Annotated in this window: 13 protein-coding genes; 5 read left to right on the top strand and 8 right to left on the bottom strand. The window is 70.5% G+C overall.

Going from position 1 to position 16,702, the window contains the following annotated elements; translation table 11 throughout:
• Positions 1 to 123: 123 nt before the first annotated feature.
• The 4 genes from ABZ470_RS30505 to ABZ470_RS30490 are packed head-to-tail and all read left to right on the top strand — an operon-like array spanning position 124 to position 4,836.
• A complete protein-coding gene (locus ABZ470_RS30505) occupies positions 124 to 1,311 on the top strand; it encodes an LLM class flavin-dependent oxidoreductase (RefSeq protein WP_362915771.1) in 1,188 nt (395 codons plus the stop codon).
• Complete coding sequence (locus tag ABZ470_RS30500; RefSeq protein WP_362915769.1) at positions 1,308 to 2,633, top strand: NtaA/DmoA family FMN-dependent monooxygenase; 1,326 nt, start codon at positions 1,308 to 1,310, stop codon at positions 2,631 to 2,633. The genes ABZ470_RS30505 and ABZ470_RS30500 overlap by 4 nt, the downstream gene beginning before the upstream one ends.
• Entirely contained in the window at positions 2,630 to 3,712 is a 1,083-nt protein-coding gene (locus tag ABZ470_RS30495; protein WP_362777525.1) for an LLM class flavin-dependent oxidoreductase, read from the top strand. Before ABZ470_RS30500 ends, ABZ470_RS30495 begins: the two co-directional genes overlap by 4 nt.
• Positions 3,709 to 4,836: an LLM class flavin-dependent oxidoreductase gene (locus ABZ470_RS30490; RefSeq protein ID WP_362915767.1), complete on the top strand. Its 1,128-nt coding sequence runs from the start codon at positions 3,709 to 3,711 to the stop codon at positions 4,834 to 4,836. The genes ABZ470_RS30495 and ABZ470_RS30490 overlap by 4 nt, the downstream gene beginning before the upstream one ends.
• 55 nt (positions 4,837 to 4,891) lie before the next feature.
• Here ABZ470_RS30490 and ABZ470_RS30485 read toward each other — a convergent pair whose 3' ends face one another.
• The 3 genes from ABZ470_RS30485 to ABZ470_RS30475 all read right to left on the bottom strand — a co-directional run bounded on the left by ABZ470_RS30485 (position 4,892) and on the right by ABZ470_RS30475 (position 7,824).
• Entirely contained in the window at positions 4,892 to 5,890 is a 999-nt protein-coding gene (locus tag ABZ470_RS30485) for an alpha/beta hydrolase (RefSeq protein ID WP_362915765.1), read from the bottom strand.
• A gap of 285 nt (positions 5,891 to 6,175) precedes the next feature.
• Positions 6,176 to 7,333: a cation:proton antiporter gene (locus ABZ470_RS30480; protein ID WP_352013020.1), complete on the bottom strand. Its 1,158-nt coding sequence runs from the start codon at positions 7,331 to 7,333 to the stop codon at positions 6,176 to 6,178.
• Between the two features lie 8 nt (positions 7,334 to 7,341).
• On the bottom strand, positions 7,342 to 7,824 hold the full coding sequence (locus ABZ470_RS30475) for a cation:proton antiporter regulatory subunit (protein WP_352013019.1): 483 nt from the start codon (positions 7,822 to 7,824) through the stop codon (positions 7,342 to 7,344).
• 162 nt (positions 7,825 to 7,986) lie between these two features.
• Here ABZ470_RS30475 and ABZ470_RS30470 point away from each other — a divergent pair, with 162 nt between their 5' ends.
• Positions 7,987 to 9,135, top strand: a complete 1,149-nt coding sequence (locus tag ABZ470_RS30470; RefSeq protein WP_352013018.1) for an LLM class flavin-dependent oxidoreductase — start codon at positions 7,987 to 7,989, stop codon at positions 9,133 to 9,135.
• A gap of 24 nt (positions 9,136 to 9,159) precedes the next feature.
• Here the strand turns inward: ABZ470_RS30470 and ABZ470_RS30465 are convergent, their stop codons facing one another.
• From ABZ470_RS30465 to ABZ470_RS30445, 5 genes are all read right to left on the bottom strand, one after another.
• On the bottom strand, positions 9,160 to 10,713 hold the full coding sequence (locus ABZ470_RS30465; RefSeq protein ID WP_362777533.1) for a DHA2 family efflux MFS transporter permease subunit: 1,554 nt from the start codon (positions 10,711 to 10,713) through the stop codon (positions 9,160 to 9,162).
• 129 nt (positions 10,714 to 10,842) lie between these two features.
• Positions 10,843 to 11,994, bottom strand: coding sequence for a hypothetical protein (locus ABZ470_RS30460; RefSeq protein ID WP_362915762.1), 1,152 nt, complete (start codon positions 11,992 to 11,994; stop codon positions 10,843 to 10,845).
• The gene (locus ABZ470_RS30455) at positions 11,991 to 13,484 is read right to left on the bottom strand and encodes a hypothetical protein (RefSeq protein ID WP_362915760.1); all 1,494 of its coding nucleotides are present in this window, start codon (positions 13,482 to 13,484) and stop codon (positions 11,991 to 11,993) included. Before ABZ470_RS30455 ends, ABZ470_RS30460 begins: the two co-directional genes overlap by 4 nt.
• A 213-nt stretch (positions 13,485 to 13,697) precedes the next feature.
• Complete coding sequence (locus ABZ470_RS30450; protein WP_362915758.1) at positions 13,698 to 15,422, bottom strand: M28 family peptidase; 1,725 nt, start codon at positions 15,420 to 15,422, stop codon at positions 13,698 to 13,700.
• A 169-nt stretch (positions 15,423 to 15,591) separates the two neighbouring features.
• Entirely contained in the window at positions 15,592 to 16,554 is a 963-nt protein-coding gene (locus ABZ470_RS30445) for a LysR family transcriptional regulator (protein WP_352013013.1), read from the bottom strand.
• Positions 16,555 to 16,702 lie beyond the last annotated feature (148 nt).

Here is a 16,702-nt window from a genome sequence, read left to right as displayed (position 1 = left end):
TGCCTACCAGATCACCGCTCTTCCCGGGCGGTCTCGGGAGACCTCGTCGGCCTGGGGGTTATCTCCCACCCTAAATGCAACTAAACCTGTAGGAATTACTGGTTTTGGTGTTATCGTCATGACATGTCGGCAGATCATCTCCATCTCGCCGTCGCGCTGGACGGCGCGGGATGGCATCCGGCGGCCTGGCGCGATCCGGCCGCCTCTCCGAAAGAACTGTTCACCGCCGCCTACTGGGCCGGGCTCGTGGCCGAAGCCGAACGAGGACTACTCGACTTCGTCACCATCGAGGACACCCTCGCCCTGCAGACCACCCGCCTCGACGGCCCCGACGGCCGTACCGACCAGGTGCGGGGCCGTTTCGACGCCGTCCTGCTGGCGTCGCGGATCGCCCCGCTGAGCCGGAGCATCGGGCTGGTGCCCACGGCCACGACCACCCACACCGAGCCCTTCCACGTCGCCAGTTCCCTGGCCACCCTCGATTACGTCAGCGGCGGCAGGGCCGGATGGCGGGTGCAGCTGTCGGGCAGGCGCACCGAGGCCGCCCACTTCGGCCGCCGCGACGTCCCGGAGCTCGGGCCCGCGCAGGCCGTCGCGCTTGAGGACCACGCCATCTACCACGAGCTGTTCGGCGAGGCCGGGGACGTCGTGGAGGTCGTGCGCCGCCTCTGGGACAGCTGGGAGGACGACGCGGTGATCCGCGACGTCGGGACCGGCCGCTTCGTCGACCGCGACAAGCTCCACTACGTCGACTACGAGGGGCCCCACTTCAGCGTCAGGGGACCCTCGATCGTCCCGCGACCGCCGCAGGGACAGCCGCCGGTCACCGCGCTGGCCCACTCGCGGCTGCCGTACGAGTTCGCCGCGCGCGGGGTGGACGTCGAGTACATCACGCCGCACGACGGCGACCAGGCGCGCGCCATCGTGGCGGAGATCCGCGAGATCGGCGGCGTCCAGCCGAAGGTCTTCGCCGACCTGGTCGTCTTCCTGGGCGAGACCCCCCAGGCGGCCAAGGACCGCAGGGCCAGGCTGGACGAGCTCGACGGCTCCACGTACGTCTCGGACGCCGCGATCTTCGCCGGAACCCCGGAGCAACTCGCCGACCTCCTGCTCGACTGGCGCGAGGCCGGCCTTGAGGGCTACCGGCTGCGCCCCGCCGTACTGCCGACGGACCTGAACGCGATCACCCGCGCCCTGGTGCCGGAACTGCGCCGCCGCGGCGCGTTCCGCGACGGGTACGAGGCGGCCACGCTCCGCGGTCACCTCGGGCTCGACCGTCCCGCCAGCCGCTACGCAGGGAGCAGCCGATGAAGCAGGTCATCCTCGCCGCCCACTTCCCGGGGGTGAACAACCAGACGGTCTGGAGCGATCCAGCGGCGGGCAGTCAGATCGACTTCTCCTCCTTCGTCCATCTCGCGCGCACCGCCGAGCGCGGCCGGTTCGACTTCTTCTTCCTCGCCGACGGCCAGCGGCTGCGCGAGCAGCGCGGCAGGATCCACGACCTCGACGTGGTCGGCCGTCCCGACTCGCTCACCGTGCTCGCCGGTCTGGCCGCGGTCACCGACCACCTGGGCCTGGCCGGGACGATCAACGCCACCTTCAACGAGCCCTACGAACTCGCCCGCAAGCTCGCCACCCTCGACCACCTGTCCGGCGGAAGGGCCGCGTGGAACGTGGTCACCTCCTCCGACGCCTTCACGGGGGAGAACTTCCGCAGGGGCGGTTACCTGGACCACTCCGAGCGCTACGCGCGGGCCGCGGAGTTCGTGCGGACCGTGCGCGAGCTGTGGGACTCCTGGACGGCCGAGGACCTCGTCGCCGACCCCGCGACCGGGTTCTTCTCCTCGGCGAACGCGGGCGAGTTCGCCCACCACGGCGAGTTCTTCGACATCGAGGGCCGGTTCAACGTGCCGCGCGCCCCGCAGGGGCACCCGCTGACCATCCAGGCGGGGGACTCCGGCGAAGGCAGGGAGTTCGCCGCAGCCCACGCCGACGCCATCTTCTCCAGGCACGGCACCCTTGAGGACGGCAAGGCCTTCTACCGCGACGTCAAGGCCAGGGTCGTCGCCAACGGCAGGTCGCCCGACTCGCTGAAGGTCCTGCCGGGGGTCACGTTCGCGCTCGGCGACACCGACGCCGAGGCCCAGGAGAACGCCGACCACATCCGGCGCCAGCAGGTCAGCCCGCAGACCGCGATCCTGCTGCTGGAACAGGTCTGGAACCGCGACCTGTCGTCGTACGACCCGGAGGGGCCGCTGCCGGAGATCGACCCGCTCGTCTCCGAGGAGACCATCAGCAGGGGCCGCACCCGGCTGACCAGGGACCCGCTGGAGACGGCCGCGCGGTGGCGGGCACTGGCCGAGGAGAAACGGCTCGGCATCCGCGACCTGATCATCGAGGTCACCGGCAGGCAGTCCTTCATCGGCTCGCCCGCCACGGTCGCCGAGCAGATCAACGCGTTCGTGCAGCAGGACGCCGCCGACGGCTTCATCCTGGTGCCGCACCTCACGCCGACCGGGCTGGACGGCTTCGTCGACGAGGTCGTCCCGTTGCTGCAGGAACGCGGCGTGCTGCGTACCGAGTACCGCACGACCACCCTGCGCGGGCACCTCGGGCTGGAGGGCGGAGCGTGAGGTTCCTCGCCATCACGCTGATCGTCCACGGCCCCCACCCGGTCACCGGTGAGCTGAAGCCGACCAACGCGCGCCTGCGTGAGGTCGTGGACAACGCCGTCCTGGCCGAGGAACTCGGTTTCGACGGCTTCGGCGTCGGCGAACGGCACGAGCGCCCGTTCATCTCCTCCTCCCCGCCGGTCGTGCTGAGCCACATCGCCGCGCGGACGTCCAGGATCAGGCTGTTCACCGCGGTCACCACGCTGAGCCTGCTCGACCCGGTCAGGGCCTTCGAGGACTACTCGACGCTCGACCACCTGTCGGACGGGCGCCTCGAACTGATCATCGGCAAGGGGAACGGCGCCGCGCAGGCCAAGCTCTTCCACGTCACCCCCGAGGACCAGTGGGAACGCAACCGCGAGGGCTACGAGCTGTTCCGCCGCCTGTGGCGGGAGGACAAGGTGACCTGGTCGGGCACCTTCCGGCCTCCGCTGGAGGAGGCCGAGACGTGGCCGCGCCCGCTGCAACGGCCCATCCGCGTCTGGCACGGCAGCGCGACCAGCAAGGAGTCGGTCGAGCTGGCCGCTCTGTACGGTGACCCGCTCTTCTCCGCCAACGTCACCAACCCCGTCGAACCGTACGCCGAACTGGTCCGCCACTACCGGGAGCGGTGGGAGTTCCACGGCCACGACCCCGCCGACGCCCTCGTCGGGGCGGGCAGCGCGGGTCTCTACGTGGCGAAGAACTCCCAGGAGGCGGTCGAGACCTACCGGCCGATCTTCGACGCCAGGCTGGCCCTGTTCGAGAAGGCCGGGGTCGACCCGGTCTTCCGCACGATCGAGGACGCCGTGGAGCGCAGTTCCATCCTGGTCGGCAGCCCCCAGCAGATCATCGACAAGGTCCACCGCTACCACGAACGGCTCGGGCACGAGGTCATGCACCTGTCCGCCGACGCCGACGGTCTGACGGACGAACAGCACCGGGCCAGCCTTGAGCTCTTCCAGAGCGACGTGGCCCCCGTGCTGCGCAGGGAGATCCCCAGCAGGCCCTTCCCCGGGCACGAGAACCAGCACGAGAGCCGGCACGAAAGGCAGTCATGACCTCGCTGTCCATCCTCGACCTGTCCCCCGTCACCTCAGGAGGCACGGTCGCCGACGCCCTCCGCAACACCGTGGACCTGGCCAGGCGCGCCGAGGAGTTCGGCTACCGGCGTTACTGGCTGGCCGAGCACCACTTCGCCCCGGGAGTGGCAAGCGCGGCGCCCGCCGTGCTCATCGCCCTGGTGGCCGCGGCGACCAGCACGATCAGGGTCGGCTCAGGGGCCGTGCAGCTCGGTCACCAGACGGCGCTGGCCGTGGTCGAGCAGTTCGGCCTGATCGACGCGCTGTACCCGGGCCGGATCGACCTCGGACTCGGCCGTTCCGGGCAGCGCAGGACAGAACTCCTGGCCGAGGCGGGCAGGCCGCCCGCCCCGTCGCGGCCTGCCCGCCTCGTGGACGGGCTGCTCATCCCGGAACCGTTCTCCTTCGCGGCCCTGGCCACCTCCCCGGTCTTCGCGTTGCAGTCCTCGCTGCTGCAGCAGCCGGGGGCGCGGAGCCCGGACTTCGCCGACCAGGTGGACGACATCGCGGCCCTCATCGCCGGGACCTACCGCTCGGAGGACGGCCTGGCCGCGCACGCCGTACCGGGGGAGGGGGCGGGGGTCGAGCTGTGGATCCTGGGCAGCAGCGGCGGCCAGAGCGCCCAGGTCGCCGGGGAAAGGGGTCTGCCGTTCGCGGCCAACTACCACGTCAGCCCGTCCAACGTGCTGGAGGCGGTGCAGGCCTACCGGGAGGCGTTCAAACCGTCCCGTGCCCTGCCCGCGCCGCGTCTGGTCGTCTCCGCGGACGTGGTCGTCGCCGAGGACGACGAGACGGCCCGTGAGCTGGCCTCGCCGTACGGGCTGTGGGTGCGCGGCATCCGCAGGGGCGACGGGGCGATCCCGTTCCCGACGCCCGAGCAGGCCGCGGCCCACGAGTGGACGCAGGAGGACCGTGCCCTGGTCGCGGACCGGGTCACGACGCAGTTCGTCGGCTCGCCGCGGACCGTCGCCGAGCGGCTGCGTGTCCTGCGCGACGTCACCGGCGCCGACGAACTGCTCGTGACCACCATCACCCACGACCACGCCGACCGGGTGCGTTCCTACGAGCTCCTGGCCGAGGAGTGGGCGGCGTCCGGCGGCTGACGGTGCGACCCCGCCGGGTCCGCGAGGGAACCGGCGGGGCGCCCGCCGCCCGGCCTCAGCCGAAGAAGCCCGTCAGGTGTCCGATGACCGCGGCGGGCCGTTCCTCGACGAAGTAGTGGCCCGTCCCGGTCAGCTCGGTGACGCGGACGTCGGTCGCCTGGGTGGGCAGCACCTGGTTCATGTGGGGGTGGAAGGCGCTGTGCGCCAGCCCGAGCGTCGGCGCCGTCACCTTCCCGTACGTCCGGTGGTCCTCGATGTCCTGGCCGAACGCCTGATACCAGCTGTTTCCGCCGCGAACGGCGTCGGGAGAGGAATAGGCCTTGGCGTACACGGCGCGGTCACGGTCGCCGATCGCCGACTTGTCCACCAGGAGGTGGTCGAATATCCAGTCGACGAGATATCGGGACCTGCCGGAGACGAGTTGCTCGGGCAGTCCCTGAACCTGGTTGAACGCGAACCACCAGGGAAAGAAGGCCTGCCCCGGCTGGGGCAGCATGCGGAACTCGTAGTAGGAGTCGTCGGGGTGGGTGACGTCGAGCAGCGCCAGTCTCCGGGTCGCCTCGGGGTGGTTCACGGCGAAGCTGAAGGCGATCATGGCGCCGACGTCGTGCCCGGCGATGTTCACCCTGTCGTGGCCGAGCGCGCGCACCAGCTCGCGCACGTCCCGCGCCATGGTCTTCTTGTCGTATCCGGAGGCGGGTTTGCCGGAGCCCCCCATGCCGCGCAGGTCCACGACGATGACCCGGTAGCGGGCGGCGAGCGCGGGCATGACCTTGCGGTACTCCCACCAGGTCTGCGGCCAGCCGGGCAGCAGGACCAGCGGTTCCCCGCTGCCTCCGGACACGTAGTGCAGCCGGACGCCGTTCACCTCGGCGTGCCGGCTGGTGAAGCCGCCGGGCAGGGAACGCGCCAGCTCCGCGTCCGAGGGGACCGCCGGTCCCCGCTCAGCCTGCCCGGTCTCCGCCGCGGACGCCGGGGGTACGGCGCCGCCCGTCGCGGCCAGTGCGATCGCCCCGGCACCCAGCGCCATCGCGTTGCGTCTTCCTAGCGACACCTCGGGAAATCCTCTCCTCGGCCGTTCGATGAATCCCCGATTCAGGCGGACCTTTCGGTTCCGCTGAACGCTTGGGCAGATCATCTCGTATTCGGCCGAGAAGAACACCCCCTAATCCGGGGTATTGTCCTACCCATTTAAGGGCGATACCCGGATAAATGCTGCCATTTATCCTTAAACCCTGATAACAGGGGTGCCGGGTGGAATTTCGTGACGAATGAAACAGGGTACGGCCGCGCCGTGTGGCGTCGCCGTACCCTGTTTCAGGGTTCCAGGGTTCCAGGGTCAGGTGCGGCTGGCGACGGCGGTGATGAGGGGCTGGACCAGGCGAGCGGCCAGCGGGCCGAACGCGGCGAGGATGAGGACGTAGGCGGCGGCCAGCGGGCCGAGGTCGGGGTGCACCCCGGCCGCGACGGCGAGTCCGGCGATCACGATGTTGAACTCGCCTCTCGGGATGAGCGCGATGCCCGCCCTGGCCTGGCCCGCCTTGGCGATCCCGGCCCTGCGGGCGGCGTACGCGCCGGTGAGCAGCTTGGTGACCATGCTGACCAGGGCGAGCAGCGCGGCCAGCCCGGCGACCGGGGCGATCTTGGTCGGGTCGGTCTGCAGGCCGAAGAAGACGAAGAACACCGCGGCGAACAGGTCGCGCAGCGGTGTCAGCAGCGCGTGGGTGTCCTCGGCCAGCTTCCCGGACAGCGCGATGCCGACCAGGAAGGCTCCGACGGCGGCGGAGACCTGCAGTTGCTGGGCGACCCCGGCGACCAGCAGTGCCAGCCCGACCACCTTCAGCAGCAGCACCTCCGAGTTGGGGCTGGCCACGAAGCTCTCGATGAACCGGCCGAAGCGCAGCGCGATCAGCAGTACGACGCTCACCGTGCCGAGCGCGATCGCCACGGTGACCGCGCCGCCGATGAAGCTCAGCCCGGCCAGCAGCGCGGTGAGGACCGGCAGGTAGATCGCCATGGTCAGGTCCTCGAACACCAGCAGGGAGAGCACCACCGGCGTCTCCCTGTTGCCGATCCATCCCAGGTCGGAAAGGACCTTGGCGGTGATGCCCGAGGAGGTGGCGTAGGTGACCCCGGCCATCGCCACGGCGGCGACCGGGCCCCAGCCGAGCAGCAGCGCCGCGATCGCGCCGGGCGCCGCGTTGAGCGCCAGGTCGACGAACCCGGCGCGCGCGTTGCCCTTCAGGCTGGTCACGAGTTCGTCGGCGTTGTACTCCAGGCCGAGGGTGAGCAACAGGAGGATGACGCCCAGCTCCGCGCCGACGGAGATGAACTCCTCGCTGGTCGCCAGGGGGATGATGCCGCCGGTGCCGAAGGCGAGACCGGCCAGCAGGTACAGGGGGATGGGGGAGATGCCGACACGCAGTGCCAGCGCGCCCAGGACGCCCAGTCCGAGCAGGACGGCGCCGAGCTCAAGCAGAAGGATCGCTGTGTGCACCCGCTGCCCTAACCGTGGGCCAGGATCTCGGAGACCGCGGACGTGCTCTCCGGGCTGCCGACCACGACCACCACGTCCCCGCCGTCGAGCGTGAAGTCGGGGCCGGGGCTGGCGAACACCTGGCCCGCGCGGACCACGGCGACGATGGAGGCGCCGGTGCGGGTGCGGACCCGGGCGTCGCCCATCGGCCTTCCCGCGTACGGCGTGCCCGGCGAGATCGGCAGCTGCAGGCTGACCAGGCCCTCGACCTCCCGGTGCAGGGCGTTGAGGCGCTGCACGATGCGCGGGGCGCCGAGCAACTCGACCAGCGCGTCGGCCTCCTCGTCGTTCAGCTTCACGGTCTCGCAGGCCCGGTCCGGATCGGCGGGGTCGTAGATCACCAGGTCGCGGCGGCCCGTGCGGTGGGAGACGACTCCGATGCGCCGGCCTGCCCGTGTGGTGAACTCGTGCCGTAGCCCTATCCCCGGCAGCGCCGTCTGTTCGACGTCCACTGTGCCCTTCCTCCACTTTCGCGTAAATCGACGAAATCCTGAACCTATCAACGAACGACATCGGCTCCGGTTCCACGCATAACCCCTATTACCGATTGACTTTGTGGGTTATATGGCCGACGATGGGCGAAACCCCGCCCGCGTGACCGTGGAGGAGACCCCGTGAAGTTCCACTGGTTCCTGCCGACCGCGGGCGACAGCCGGGTCCTCACCGGCGGCGGGCACGGTCTCGGCAGAGGCCACGGCCGCCCGGAGAGCGCGGCCTTCCGCCCGCCGGACATCGAGTACCTCGCCCAGATCGCCCGCTCGGCGGAACAGCTCGGGTTCGAGGCCGTACTGACCCCGACCGGTTCCTGGTGCGAGGACGCCTGGCTGGTCACGGCCGCGCTGACCCGGGAGACCGAACGGCTGAAGTTCCTGGTCGCCTTCCGTCCCGGCCTGCTGTCGCCCACACTGGCCGCGCAGATGGCCGCGACCTACCAGCGCCTTTCCCGTGGCAGGCTGCTGCTCAACGTGGTGACCGGGGGAGAGTCGGCGGAACAGGTCAGGTTCGGCGACCACCTGCCGAAGGACGAGCGCTACGAGCGCACCGGCGAGTTCCTCTCGGTCGTGCGCGGGGCATGGAGCGGCACGCCGTACGACTTCGCGGGCAGGCACTATCAGGTCGAGGGGGCGACCGTCGCCGAGGTGCCCGACCCGGTCCCGGAGATCTACTTCGGCGGTTCGTCGGCCGCGGCGGGGCCCGTCGCGGCCGGGCACGTGGACGTCTACCTGACCTGGGGCGAGCCGCCGGACCAGGTGGCGGGGAAGATCGAGTGGATCCGCGGGCTCGCCGAGGAGCGGGGGCGCACGCTCAGGTTCGGCGTACGGCTGCACGTGATCACCAGGGACACCGAGCGGGAGGCCTGGGCGGAGGCCGAGCGGCTGCTGGCCGCGCTCGACCCGGAGGACATCAGGGCCGCCAGGCGGGCGCTCGGCCGCAGCGAGTCGGTCGGCCAGCAGCGGATGCTCGCCCTGCACGAGGGCTTCGCCGGAGGTACGGCCCGCGACCTGGAGATCCATCCCAACCTGTGGGCCGGGGTCGGCCTGGTCAGGGGAGGCGCGGGGACGGCACTGGTCGGCAGCCACGCCCAGGTGGCCGAACGGATCGAGGAGTACGCGGCGCTGGGCGTCGAGGAGTTCGTGCTGTCCGGCTATCCGCACCTGGAGGAGGCCTACTGGTTCGGCGAGGGGGTGCTTCCCCGGCTGCGCCCGGCCCTGGACGACCTGACGGCGGCCCCGGCCCGCCGCGCCCGCGTCCCCGCCCTGTGACACCCCGCCTCACGGCACTCGGCCTCACCGCCGTGGGCGGCTCGCGGAGGGCCGTGTCCGCCGTGTCCCGGAGCGCGCCCCCTGCCGGCCCCGCGACGAGGCCCGCGGTGACGGCCGCCCCGGAGGGCGTGACCTGCGGTCGGCGAGCACGTCGGCGACCGCGACCACCAGCGCGGCCAGCACGAAGCCGATGGTGACCAGCAGCGCCGTCCTGAACGCCGTGGCGTGGTCGCCGTGTGAGGAGGCGGTCACGGCGAAGAACACCGAACCGATCGCCGCGATGCCCAGGGCCGTGCCGATCCGCTGACCGGTCTGCAGCACCCCGCCCGCGGTGCCCGCCTCGGCGACCGGGACCTGGGCCAGGGTGAGCGTCTGGTTCGGTGAGATCACCAGCCCGCTGCCCAGCCCCGCCAGCAGCAGCGGCGCCGCGATCGCCCATGCGACCCCGGGCCCGGCGTTCAGCCGTACGGCCAGCTCGGTGACGGCCAGCCCGATCACCACCATCACCAGCCCCGCGACCACCAGCGGCCTGCCGAACCTGACGGTGACCCGTCCCCCCAGCATGGAGGCGACCGCCGAGCCCGCGGCGAACGAGGTGCTGGCCAGGCCCGCCTCAAGCGGGGAGTACCCGAGCCCGTTCTGCAGGTAGATGGTGAGGATGAAGAAGATCGAGGTGAACCCGGCGAAGTAGAGCGCCGCGATCAGGGCGCCGAAGGTGTAGGACCGTCTGCCGAACAGCGACAGGTTGACCATCGGTTCGCGGCTCCGCCCGTACCGGCGCTCCCAGAGGGCGAAGAGCCCGATCGTCGCCAGTCCGGCCACGGGCAGCAGCCACCTGCCCGCGCCCCGCCACTGCTGGCCCTCCACGAGCGGCAGCAGGATGAGCACGAGCCCGGCGGCCAGCAGCAGCACCCCGACGGGGTCCATGCTCTTGCGCGAACGTCTCTCCGGCGGGCGGCGCGGGATGTAGCGGTAGGCCAGGGCGATGGCGAGCAGGCCGATCGGCACATTGACGTAGAAGACGAGGCGCCAGCCGTCGTGTTCGCCGCCCAGGCGGATGAGCAACCCGCCCAGCAGCGGGCCGACCGCGGTCGAGATGCCGATGGTCGCGCCGAGCATGCCGAACGCCCTGCCCCGCTCGGCTCCTCTGAACAGCTGCTGGATCAGCCCGCTGACCTGCGGGTTGACGATGCCGCCCGCCACCCCCTGCACGAGTCTGGCCAGGACCAGCCAGGTCGAGGTCCTGGCGATGCCGGCCGCCGCGCTGGCCAGGGTGAACAGGGCGACGCCGAAGACGAAGACGTTGCGCCTGCCGCGCATGTCGCCGAATCGCCCCGCGGGCACCAGCACCAGGCCGAAGGTGAGCGCGTACCCGGAGACCACCCACTGCAGGTCGCTCTGCGGCGCGCCGAGGCCCGTGCGGATCGCGGGCAGCGCGACGTTGACGATGCTGACGTCGAGCAGGGTCATGAACCCGGAGACCAGGCAGACGGTCAGCGCCTTCCAGCGGCGCGGGTCGGCCTCCTCCTCCCGCCACCGGGTGGCCGGTGTTCCGCCGGACCGGGCCTTGGCGCTCATACGCCCCTGTCCCGGCCCGGCGCGGGAGTTCTGCTGCGGAGCATCATGACCGCCTTGGTTCTTGGCCTACCGTGATGGACTTTCCCCACTTAGTGCGACATACCTACCCTTTTCGGGTGGGCCAACCCGCTACCGCGCCCGGCGTGCCTGGGCCCGGTAACGGTCGAGGATGTCCTGGCGGAGGAGATGGCCGAAACCCGCGCCCTCGATGCGCAGGGCGAGTTCGTGCTCGGTCATGCCGAGCGCGGCCGAGGTCTCGGCCAGGTTCCAGCCGCAGGCGGCCAGCCGGGTCAGCAGATGACCGCGCCGGACCTGGTTCTCCGACAGGCGGAACGTCTTGAGGTAGGCGAGCCGGCCCGCGCCGTCGGTGATGAGCTCTCCGATGTGGTTCTCCTGCCGCCGCTCGAAGGACGGCAGGAAGCGGGACAGGCGGTAGCCGTCCATCTCGTAGACGCGCTGGTAGGTGTGGTCCGTCCGCAGCAGCCCGTTCGCCATGACCCCGTCGTGGAAGGACGCCCACTCCTCCTGCCGCTCACGGGCCCGCGCCCGCAGGTCGGCGAGGGAGCCGACCTGCGCGTCCACGATGCGGGCGCGGAAGTCGGGCACCGCCACGCTGTACATCGCGTAGTGGTGGATCAGCTCGCCGTACAGGTCGTGCAGGAGGGTGGTGTGCAGGGCGCGGTAGTCGTCGGGGTGCGGCACCACGAACGCGGAGGCGAGGGCGTCGGCGACGTAGACCAGGACGCCGCACTGGCCGGGATGGATCTCGAAGATGCGCAGGGCGTCCCGCAGGCCCCTGACCTCGGCGCCGGAGTAGCTCTCCTCGACGCGTGGGGAGAGCCCCTGGTCGATCGCGCGGCGCGACCACTCCTCCCACGCGATCTCCGGCCCGCCGAAGTGCAGCGACAGGTAGCCCTCAAGGGCCAGGTGCAGGGGCAGGAAGCGCAGCCGGTTCCTGCCGGTCCTGCGGGCCATGCGGCGGTGGAAGTGCAGCGGCATCCCGCTGGGCACGTGGTCGCGCTCCGCCGGTCCCCGCAGCTGGGTGCCGTACGCTGCGGCGGGGGAGCCGTCGCGCGTCCAGTCCGCCACGAACCCGTGCGGGATGTAGGAGAGGTACGCGGCCCGCGGGGCCACCTCGACGAGGCCGAACTCCTCCTCGTGTATCTGGGCGGACAGCCGCAGGTCCTCGATCGGCTCCTGACGGACCAGCGGGACGAGCCGTACGCCGCCCCAGACCTGCGCGGGGCGGGTGGACAACCCGGTGAGGGTGAGAGCCGTCATGTGTCCCCCAGGAGGAAGCCTTCGACACGGCGTGCCAGGTGGGCGCGCAGCTCGGGGAGCCCGGTGCGTCCGTCCGCGAACTGGGCCAGCTCCACCAGGGCGAGAAGGTTCTCGGCGTCGCGGATCCCGGCGGTCGGGACGGTCGGCGCCAGCCGCCGCACATCGAAGTCGGCGGCGTCGTAGACCGGGTTGAGATGCGTGACGGCGCAGGTGTGATGCGGGTCGAGCCGGGTGCGCCAGATCCGCAGCACCTCCTCCGCGAGTCCCGGCGGTGAGTTGTCCCATCCGTCGGAGACGACGATGAGGCGTTCCGGCCGGAGTTCGAGGCCGTCGAGGACGCGCTCGCCGAGGGGCGTGGCCCCGTGCGGATGGACGAGCAGCGCGTCCTGGCGGCCGGAGAGCCACAGGGGTGTGTACTCGCGGGCCAGCGCCTCCAGCAGGAAGTGACAGGCGAGCGCGACGGCGAGCGGACGCCGGCGCTTGTGACCCGACCCGTAGGTGGAGAAGCTGTCGTCGAGGACGGCGGCCACCGTCCCCCAGCTCCCGGCCTGCCCGCCCGCGGTCCGGCGGGCCGCCGCGCGCAGTGCCCCGGTCAGCTCGGTACGGCGGCGCGCGCGCTCGTCCAGGGAGAGGGAGAGCACGTACGACGCCAGCCGGGTCAGCGGCATCGTGGCCAGGTCGGCCCGCACCGCCTCGGCTCCCAGGCCGCGTGCCGACTCCTGAAGCCGCAGGCGCTCCAGCCGGGTGAGCCGGGGCGCGATGCGCTCAAGGAAGGCGGCACGCGGGATGCGGTGCTTCGCCGCGAACCCCTCCGCCACCGTGTAGGGCAGCCCGTACAGCGCGGCCTGCTCGTAGTGGGCCCTGCGCCACGTCTCCAGGATCGGCGTCGCGTAGGCGGCCCTCCTGTGCGGGGTGAACAGGAACGGCCCCAGCTCCCCCTCCGGCCGCAGGTGGGCGTGCCGGACCACGTCCTTGACGGCGCCGCGGTACTTCACCGCGTCGAACGCGAGGTCGGGGCGGGCGGCCAGCCAGTCCCGCATGATCGCCCTGGTACGCCGGTTGTTGACCTTGGCGCGGCGCAGCGCGCGGAACAGCCCGTAGACCCGGGGCGGCGGCAGCAGGGCCAGCCGCCGGGCGATCAGCCGTCCCTCTGCGCGGCGCTGTTCCGGATCCGCCTCCGCCGCCGTGGTCAGCAGGTTCTTTGCGATCATCACGGCGTTGCGGTCGTTGACGTCCAGGGCGAGGGTGGCGGTGTACAGATCGCGGTAGTTGCCCAGCAGGTAACGGTGCAGGAAGTCGAGCGAGAGGCTCTGTTCCTCCGCGCCGGAGTGGAACTCACGCTGGCCGGTCGAGGTGATCGCCGCGTTCACGAACAGCAGGACGTCGTCGGCGGCGATCAGGTCCGCGCTGGTTTCGACGTGGGTGTCGATCGTCGCCTCCGGGTCCGATGCCGAGCCGGCCGGGGAATGAGGGCGCGAACTGCGAATCATCGCTTCAAATGCGGGTTCCGGAAGTCGCGCCGGAGTCCCACGGCCGGCGCTGGAAGCGTAACAGCGTAATTAACGATCTATCAGCTCATTTTTCAGGGCATATCCGGACACAGATACGGCGGGCGGTTGTGGCCGCCCGCCGTACTGTCACCCGGTTTCCTGGTTGGTTCCGGTGGATCGATCAGAACCGTTCAGCCGGTTCGGATCCTCTGCTCAGATCTTCTGCCAGAGAGCGGGGACGTTCGGCGGCTCCCAGCCGGGGTAGGCCGTGTGTCCCTGGATGCAGCGGTAGCTGGAGCCGCCGTAGGTGACGACGTCACCGGTCGCGTAGGTCTTCCAGGCCGCCCACTCGGTGCCACTCTGGCCGCCGTTCACGGTCAGGGAGATGGTGGCCGTGTGGGTCACGTTTCCGCTGCCGGTGATCGTGATGGTGTAGGTGCCGGTCGGGGTCGTGGACGAGGTGGCCACGTTGACCGTCGAGCTGCCGGGCACGGAGACCGTGGACGGGCTGAAGGACACGGTGGTGCCCGCGGGGGCGCCGGAGGCGCTCAGCGAGACCGACTGCGAGCTGCCGGAGACGAGCTGGGTGTTCAGCGTCGTCGAGGCCGAGGCGCCGGGCTGGACGGTCAGCGAGCTCGGGTTGACCGAGATCGAGTAGTCGTCCGTCGGAGGCTGGCCGCCGACCGTGAGCCTGAAGGTGGCCGACTTGGCGCCGCTGGCCGCGTTGCCGTTCAGGGTGATGGTGTAGGTACCCGACGGGGTCGAGGGGGAGGTGGAGATGGTGACCGTCGAGTTACCGGGGACGGAGACCGTGGACGGGCTGAAGGACACGGTGGTGCCCGCGGGGGCGCCGGAGGCGCTCAGCGAGACCGACTGCGAGCTGCCGGAGACGAGCTGGGTGCTCAGCGTCGCCGTGGTCGAGGAACCCGCCTGCACGGTGGCCGAGGAGGGGCTGACCGACAGCGAGTAGTCGTTGGAGGGAGCGTCGCTGACGCCCAGCTTCCATACGGCGTTCGCGATCGCGTCGGCGTTGACGTCCAGCGCGGTCACGTTGATGTTGCTGGTGGTGTCGCAGGAGGAGTGGTAGCAGCGGTCGAAGGCCTGGCCCGCCTGGCCGCCCCACTTGGCCGCCTGTGCCGAGGACTTGCGGGTCTCGGCACCGGTGAAGATGCCGCCGACCTTCACGCCCGCGTTCTTGAAGGCGGTGTGGTCGCTGCGGCCGTCGCCCTCGGTCTCGATCTCGGTCGGGATGTTCTTGCTGGCGTAGAAGTCGTTGAAGACCTTCTGGATCGCCGGAACGTCGTCGTAGACGAAGTAGCCCGGGTTGGGCGAGGCGGTCATGTCGAAGTTGAGGTAGGTGTCTACCCCGTTCGCGCCGCCGTTCTGCACGTAGTACCTGGAGCCGACCAGGCCGAGCTCCTCGGCACCCCACCACGCCAGGCGCAGGTGCTTGTTGAGGTTGGGCTTGAGGCTGGCCACGTTCAGGGCCAGCTCAAGCAGGGTGGCCGAACCGGAGCCGTTGTCGTTGATGCCGGGTCCGGCCGTCACGCTGTCCAGGTGGCTGCCCAGCATGAGGGTGGGGCTGGCGGGACCGGACGGCCAGTTGGCGATCAGGTTGTAGTGGGTCCGGCCGTTGTAGCTGAAGCTCTGGGTCTGCGTGGTGTAACCCACCGCCTCCAGCTTGTTCTTCACGTAGTTCAGCGACGCCGTGTAGCCGGAGGAACCGGACGAGCGGTTTCCGCCGTTGCTGTTGGCGATCGACTGGAACTGCTGCAGGTGCGCCTGGATGTTGCTCACGGACAGATCAGGTGCCGCGAGTGCGGCGCTGTTGCCCGCCGCGGGGGCCGCGACGGCGGTTGTGGCGCTCGCCACGGACGATGCGGCCATGGCGACGGCGGCCAGTACGGCGACCGCGCCTAACTTGACCTTGGGATTCACGCGGGGTGACTCCTCTCGGTGTCCCTTGGGGGGTTTGAGGGATGCAAGGAGCCCTGACGGTTTGGGCTGGACCAAAGCTCACACTCCGGGGACCGGGTGGAGTACCCCACGAATGTGGATAACTTGGAGATATGGTCGGCCAAACCTGGCAGGAAAGGGATATGGTCGTCTAGACCGGCGGAGAAAGCGGCACGTGGCGCCTCAGCCAGGAGGCATAGACCGGTGCGCGCCGTACCTCGGACCAGTAGGTCTTGGTCACCGCCTGAACCAGGTCGGGCCCGTGCCTGGCGATGGGGCCGTGTTCGGTCCAGCCGATCATGTGCCGGAACCGCAGCGGGGTTCCGGCGAGCGGCCGGATGACGATACCCGGATAGCCCTTGCTGGTCGCCTGGAACATGCCCACACAGCGTCCCGCGGCGATCAGGTCGATGGCGAGGCTGAGGTCGGCGGAGTAGGCGATCTTCGGTGCGAAGCCCTGCCGGGCGCAGGCCGCCCAGAAGTGCTCCCTGTGACCGGATTCGGCCAGCGCGTGCAGGGTCCAGTCCTCGCAGGCCAGATCGCGCAACTCCACCTCCTCCCGCTGGGCGAGCGGGTGGGTGGCGGCCAGGCCGACGAAGATCGGCTCGACGGCGACACCCGCGTACACCACTCCGGGGGGCGGGGTGAGCTCGTGCCCCGGATAGTCCCCGAGCGTGGCGAGTTCGAGCCGCTCGGACTCCAGCAGCCCGGGCAGCAGGTCCATGGCCTCCTCGGTGCGGACGGTGATGTCCGCTCCGGCCAGCAGTTCATGGAGGCACTTGATGACGTTTATCGCGAGATGGCTGGACATACAGCCCACTCGGATTTTGAGCTTCTCCGCGGCCTGTTCGGCGTAGCGCATGCCGTCACGCCGGAGCTCGTCGAAGGCCGGCAGCAGGGAGCGTGAACGGACCAGCACCCACATGCCGAGCTGTGTGGGCCGTGCTCCTTCCCGGCCCCGCTCGAACAGCGGTCCACCGAACATGCGTTCGATGCGTCGCAGCTGTGTGGCGAGCGCAGGCTGCGACATCTTGAGGGCTGCCGCCGCCTTGGAAATGCTGCCCGAGTCGGCGATCGCACAGATCGCCCGTAAATGACGCACTTCTAGGTCCACACCGGAAGGTTAATAGTAAAGAACCTTTCCGGTAAGGCCCAACTTTGTTGCGCGCCGTTTTCGTGGGCCGTATATCGGCGTCTGTGCAGCGTGTGGCGTCGAGGGGCCGCATACCAAATCGCATATGACGGCTCGATATGGAGTCCCT

The sequence above is a fragment of the Streptosporangium sp. NPDC020072 genome (genome assembly GCF_040631445.1).
Taxonomy (GTDB): domain Bacteria; phylum Actinomycetota; class Actinomycetes; order Streptosporangiales; family Streptosporangiaceae; genus Streptosporangium.
This window is presented reverse-complemented; position numbering and strand designations above follow the sequence as displayed.

Coding starts and splice junctions, on each gene's coding strand:
- ABZ470_RS30465 (WP_362777533.1), bottom strand. CDS start 10,713: ATGAGCGCCAAGGCCCGGTCCGGCGGAACACCGGCCACCCGGTGGCGG.
- ABZ470_RS30490 (WP_362915767.1), top strand. CDS start 3,709: ATGACCTCGCTGTCCATCCTCGACCTGTCCCCCGTCACCTCAGGAGGC.
- ABZ470_RS30505 (WP_362915771.1), top strand. CDS start 124: ATGTCGGCAGATCATCTCCATCTCGCCGTCGCGCTGGACGGCGCGGGA.
- ABZ470_RS30500 (WP_362915769.1), top strand. CDS start 1,308: ATGAAGCAGGTCATCCTCGCCGCCCACTTCCCGGGGGTGAACAACCAG.
- ABZ470_RS30460 (WP_362915762.1), bottom strand. CDS start 11,994: ATGACGGCTCTCACCCTCACCGGGTTGTCCACCCGCCCCGCGCAGGTC.
- ABZ470_RS30455 (WP_362915760.1), bottom strand. CDS start 13,484: ATGATTCGCAGTTCGCGCCCTCATTCCCCGGCCGGCTCGGCATCGGAC.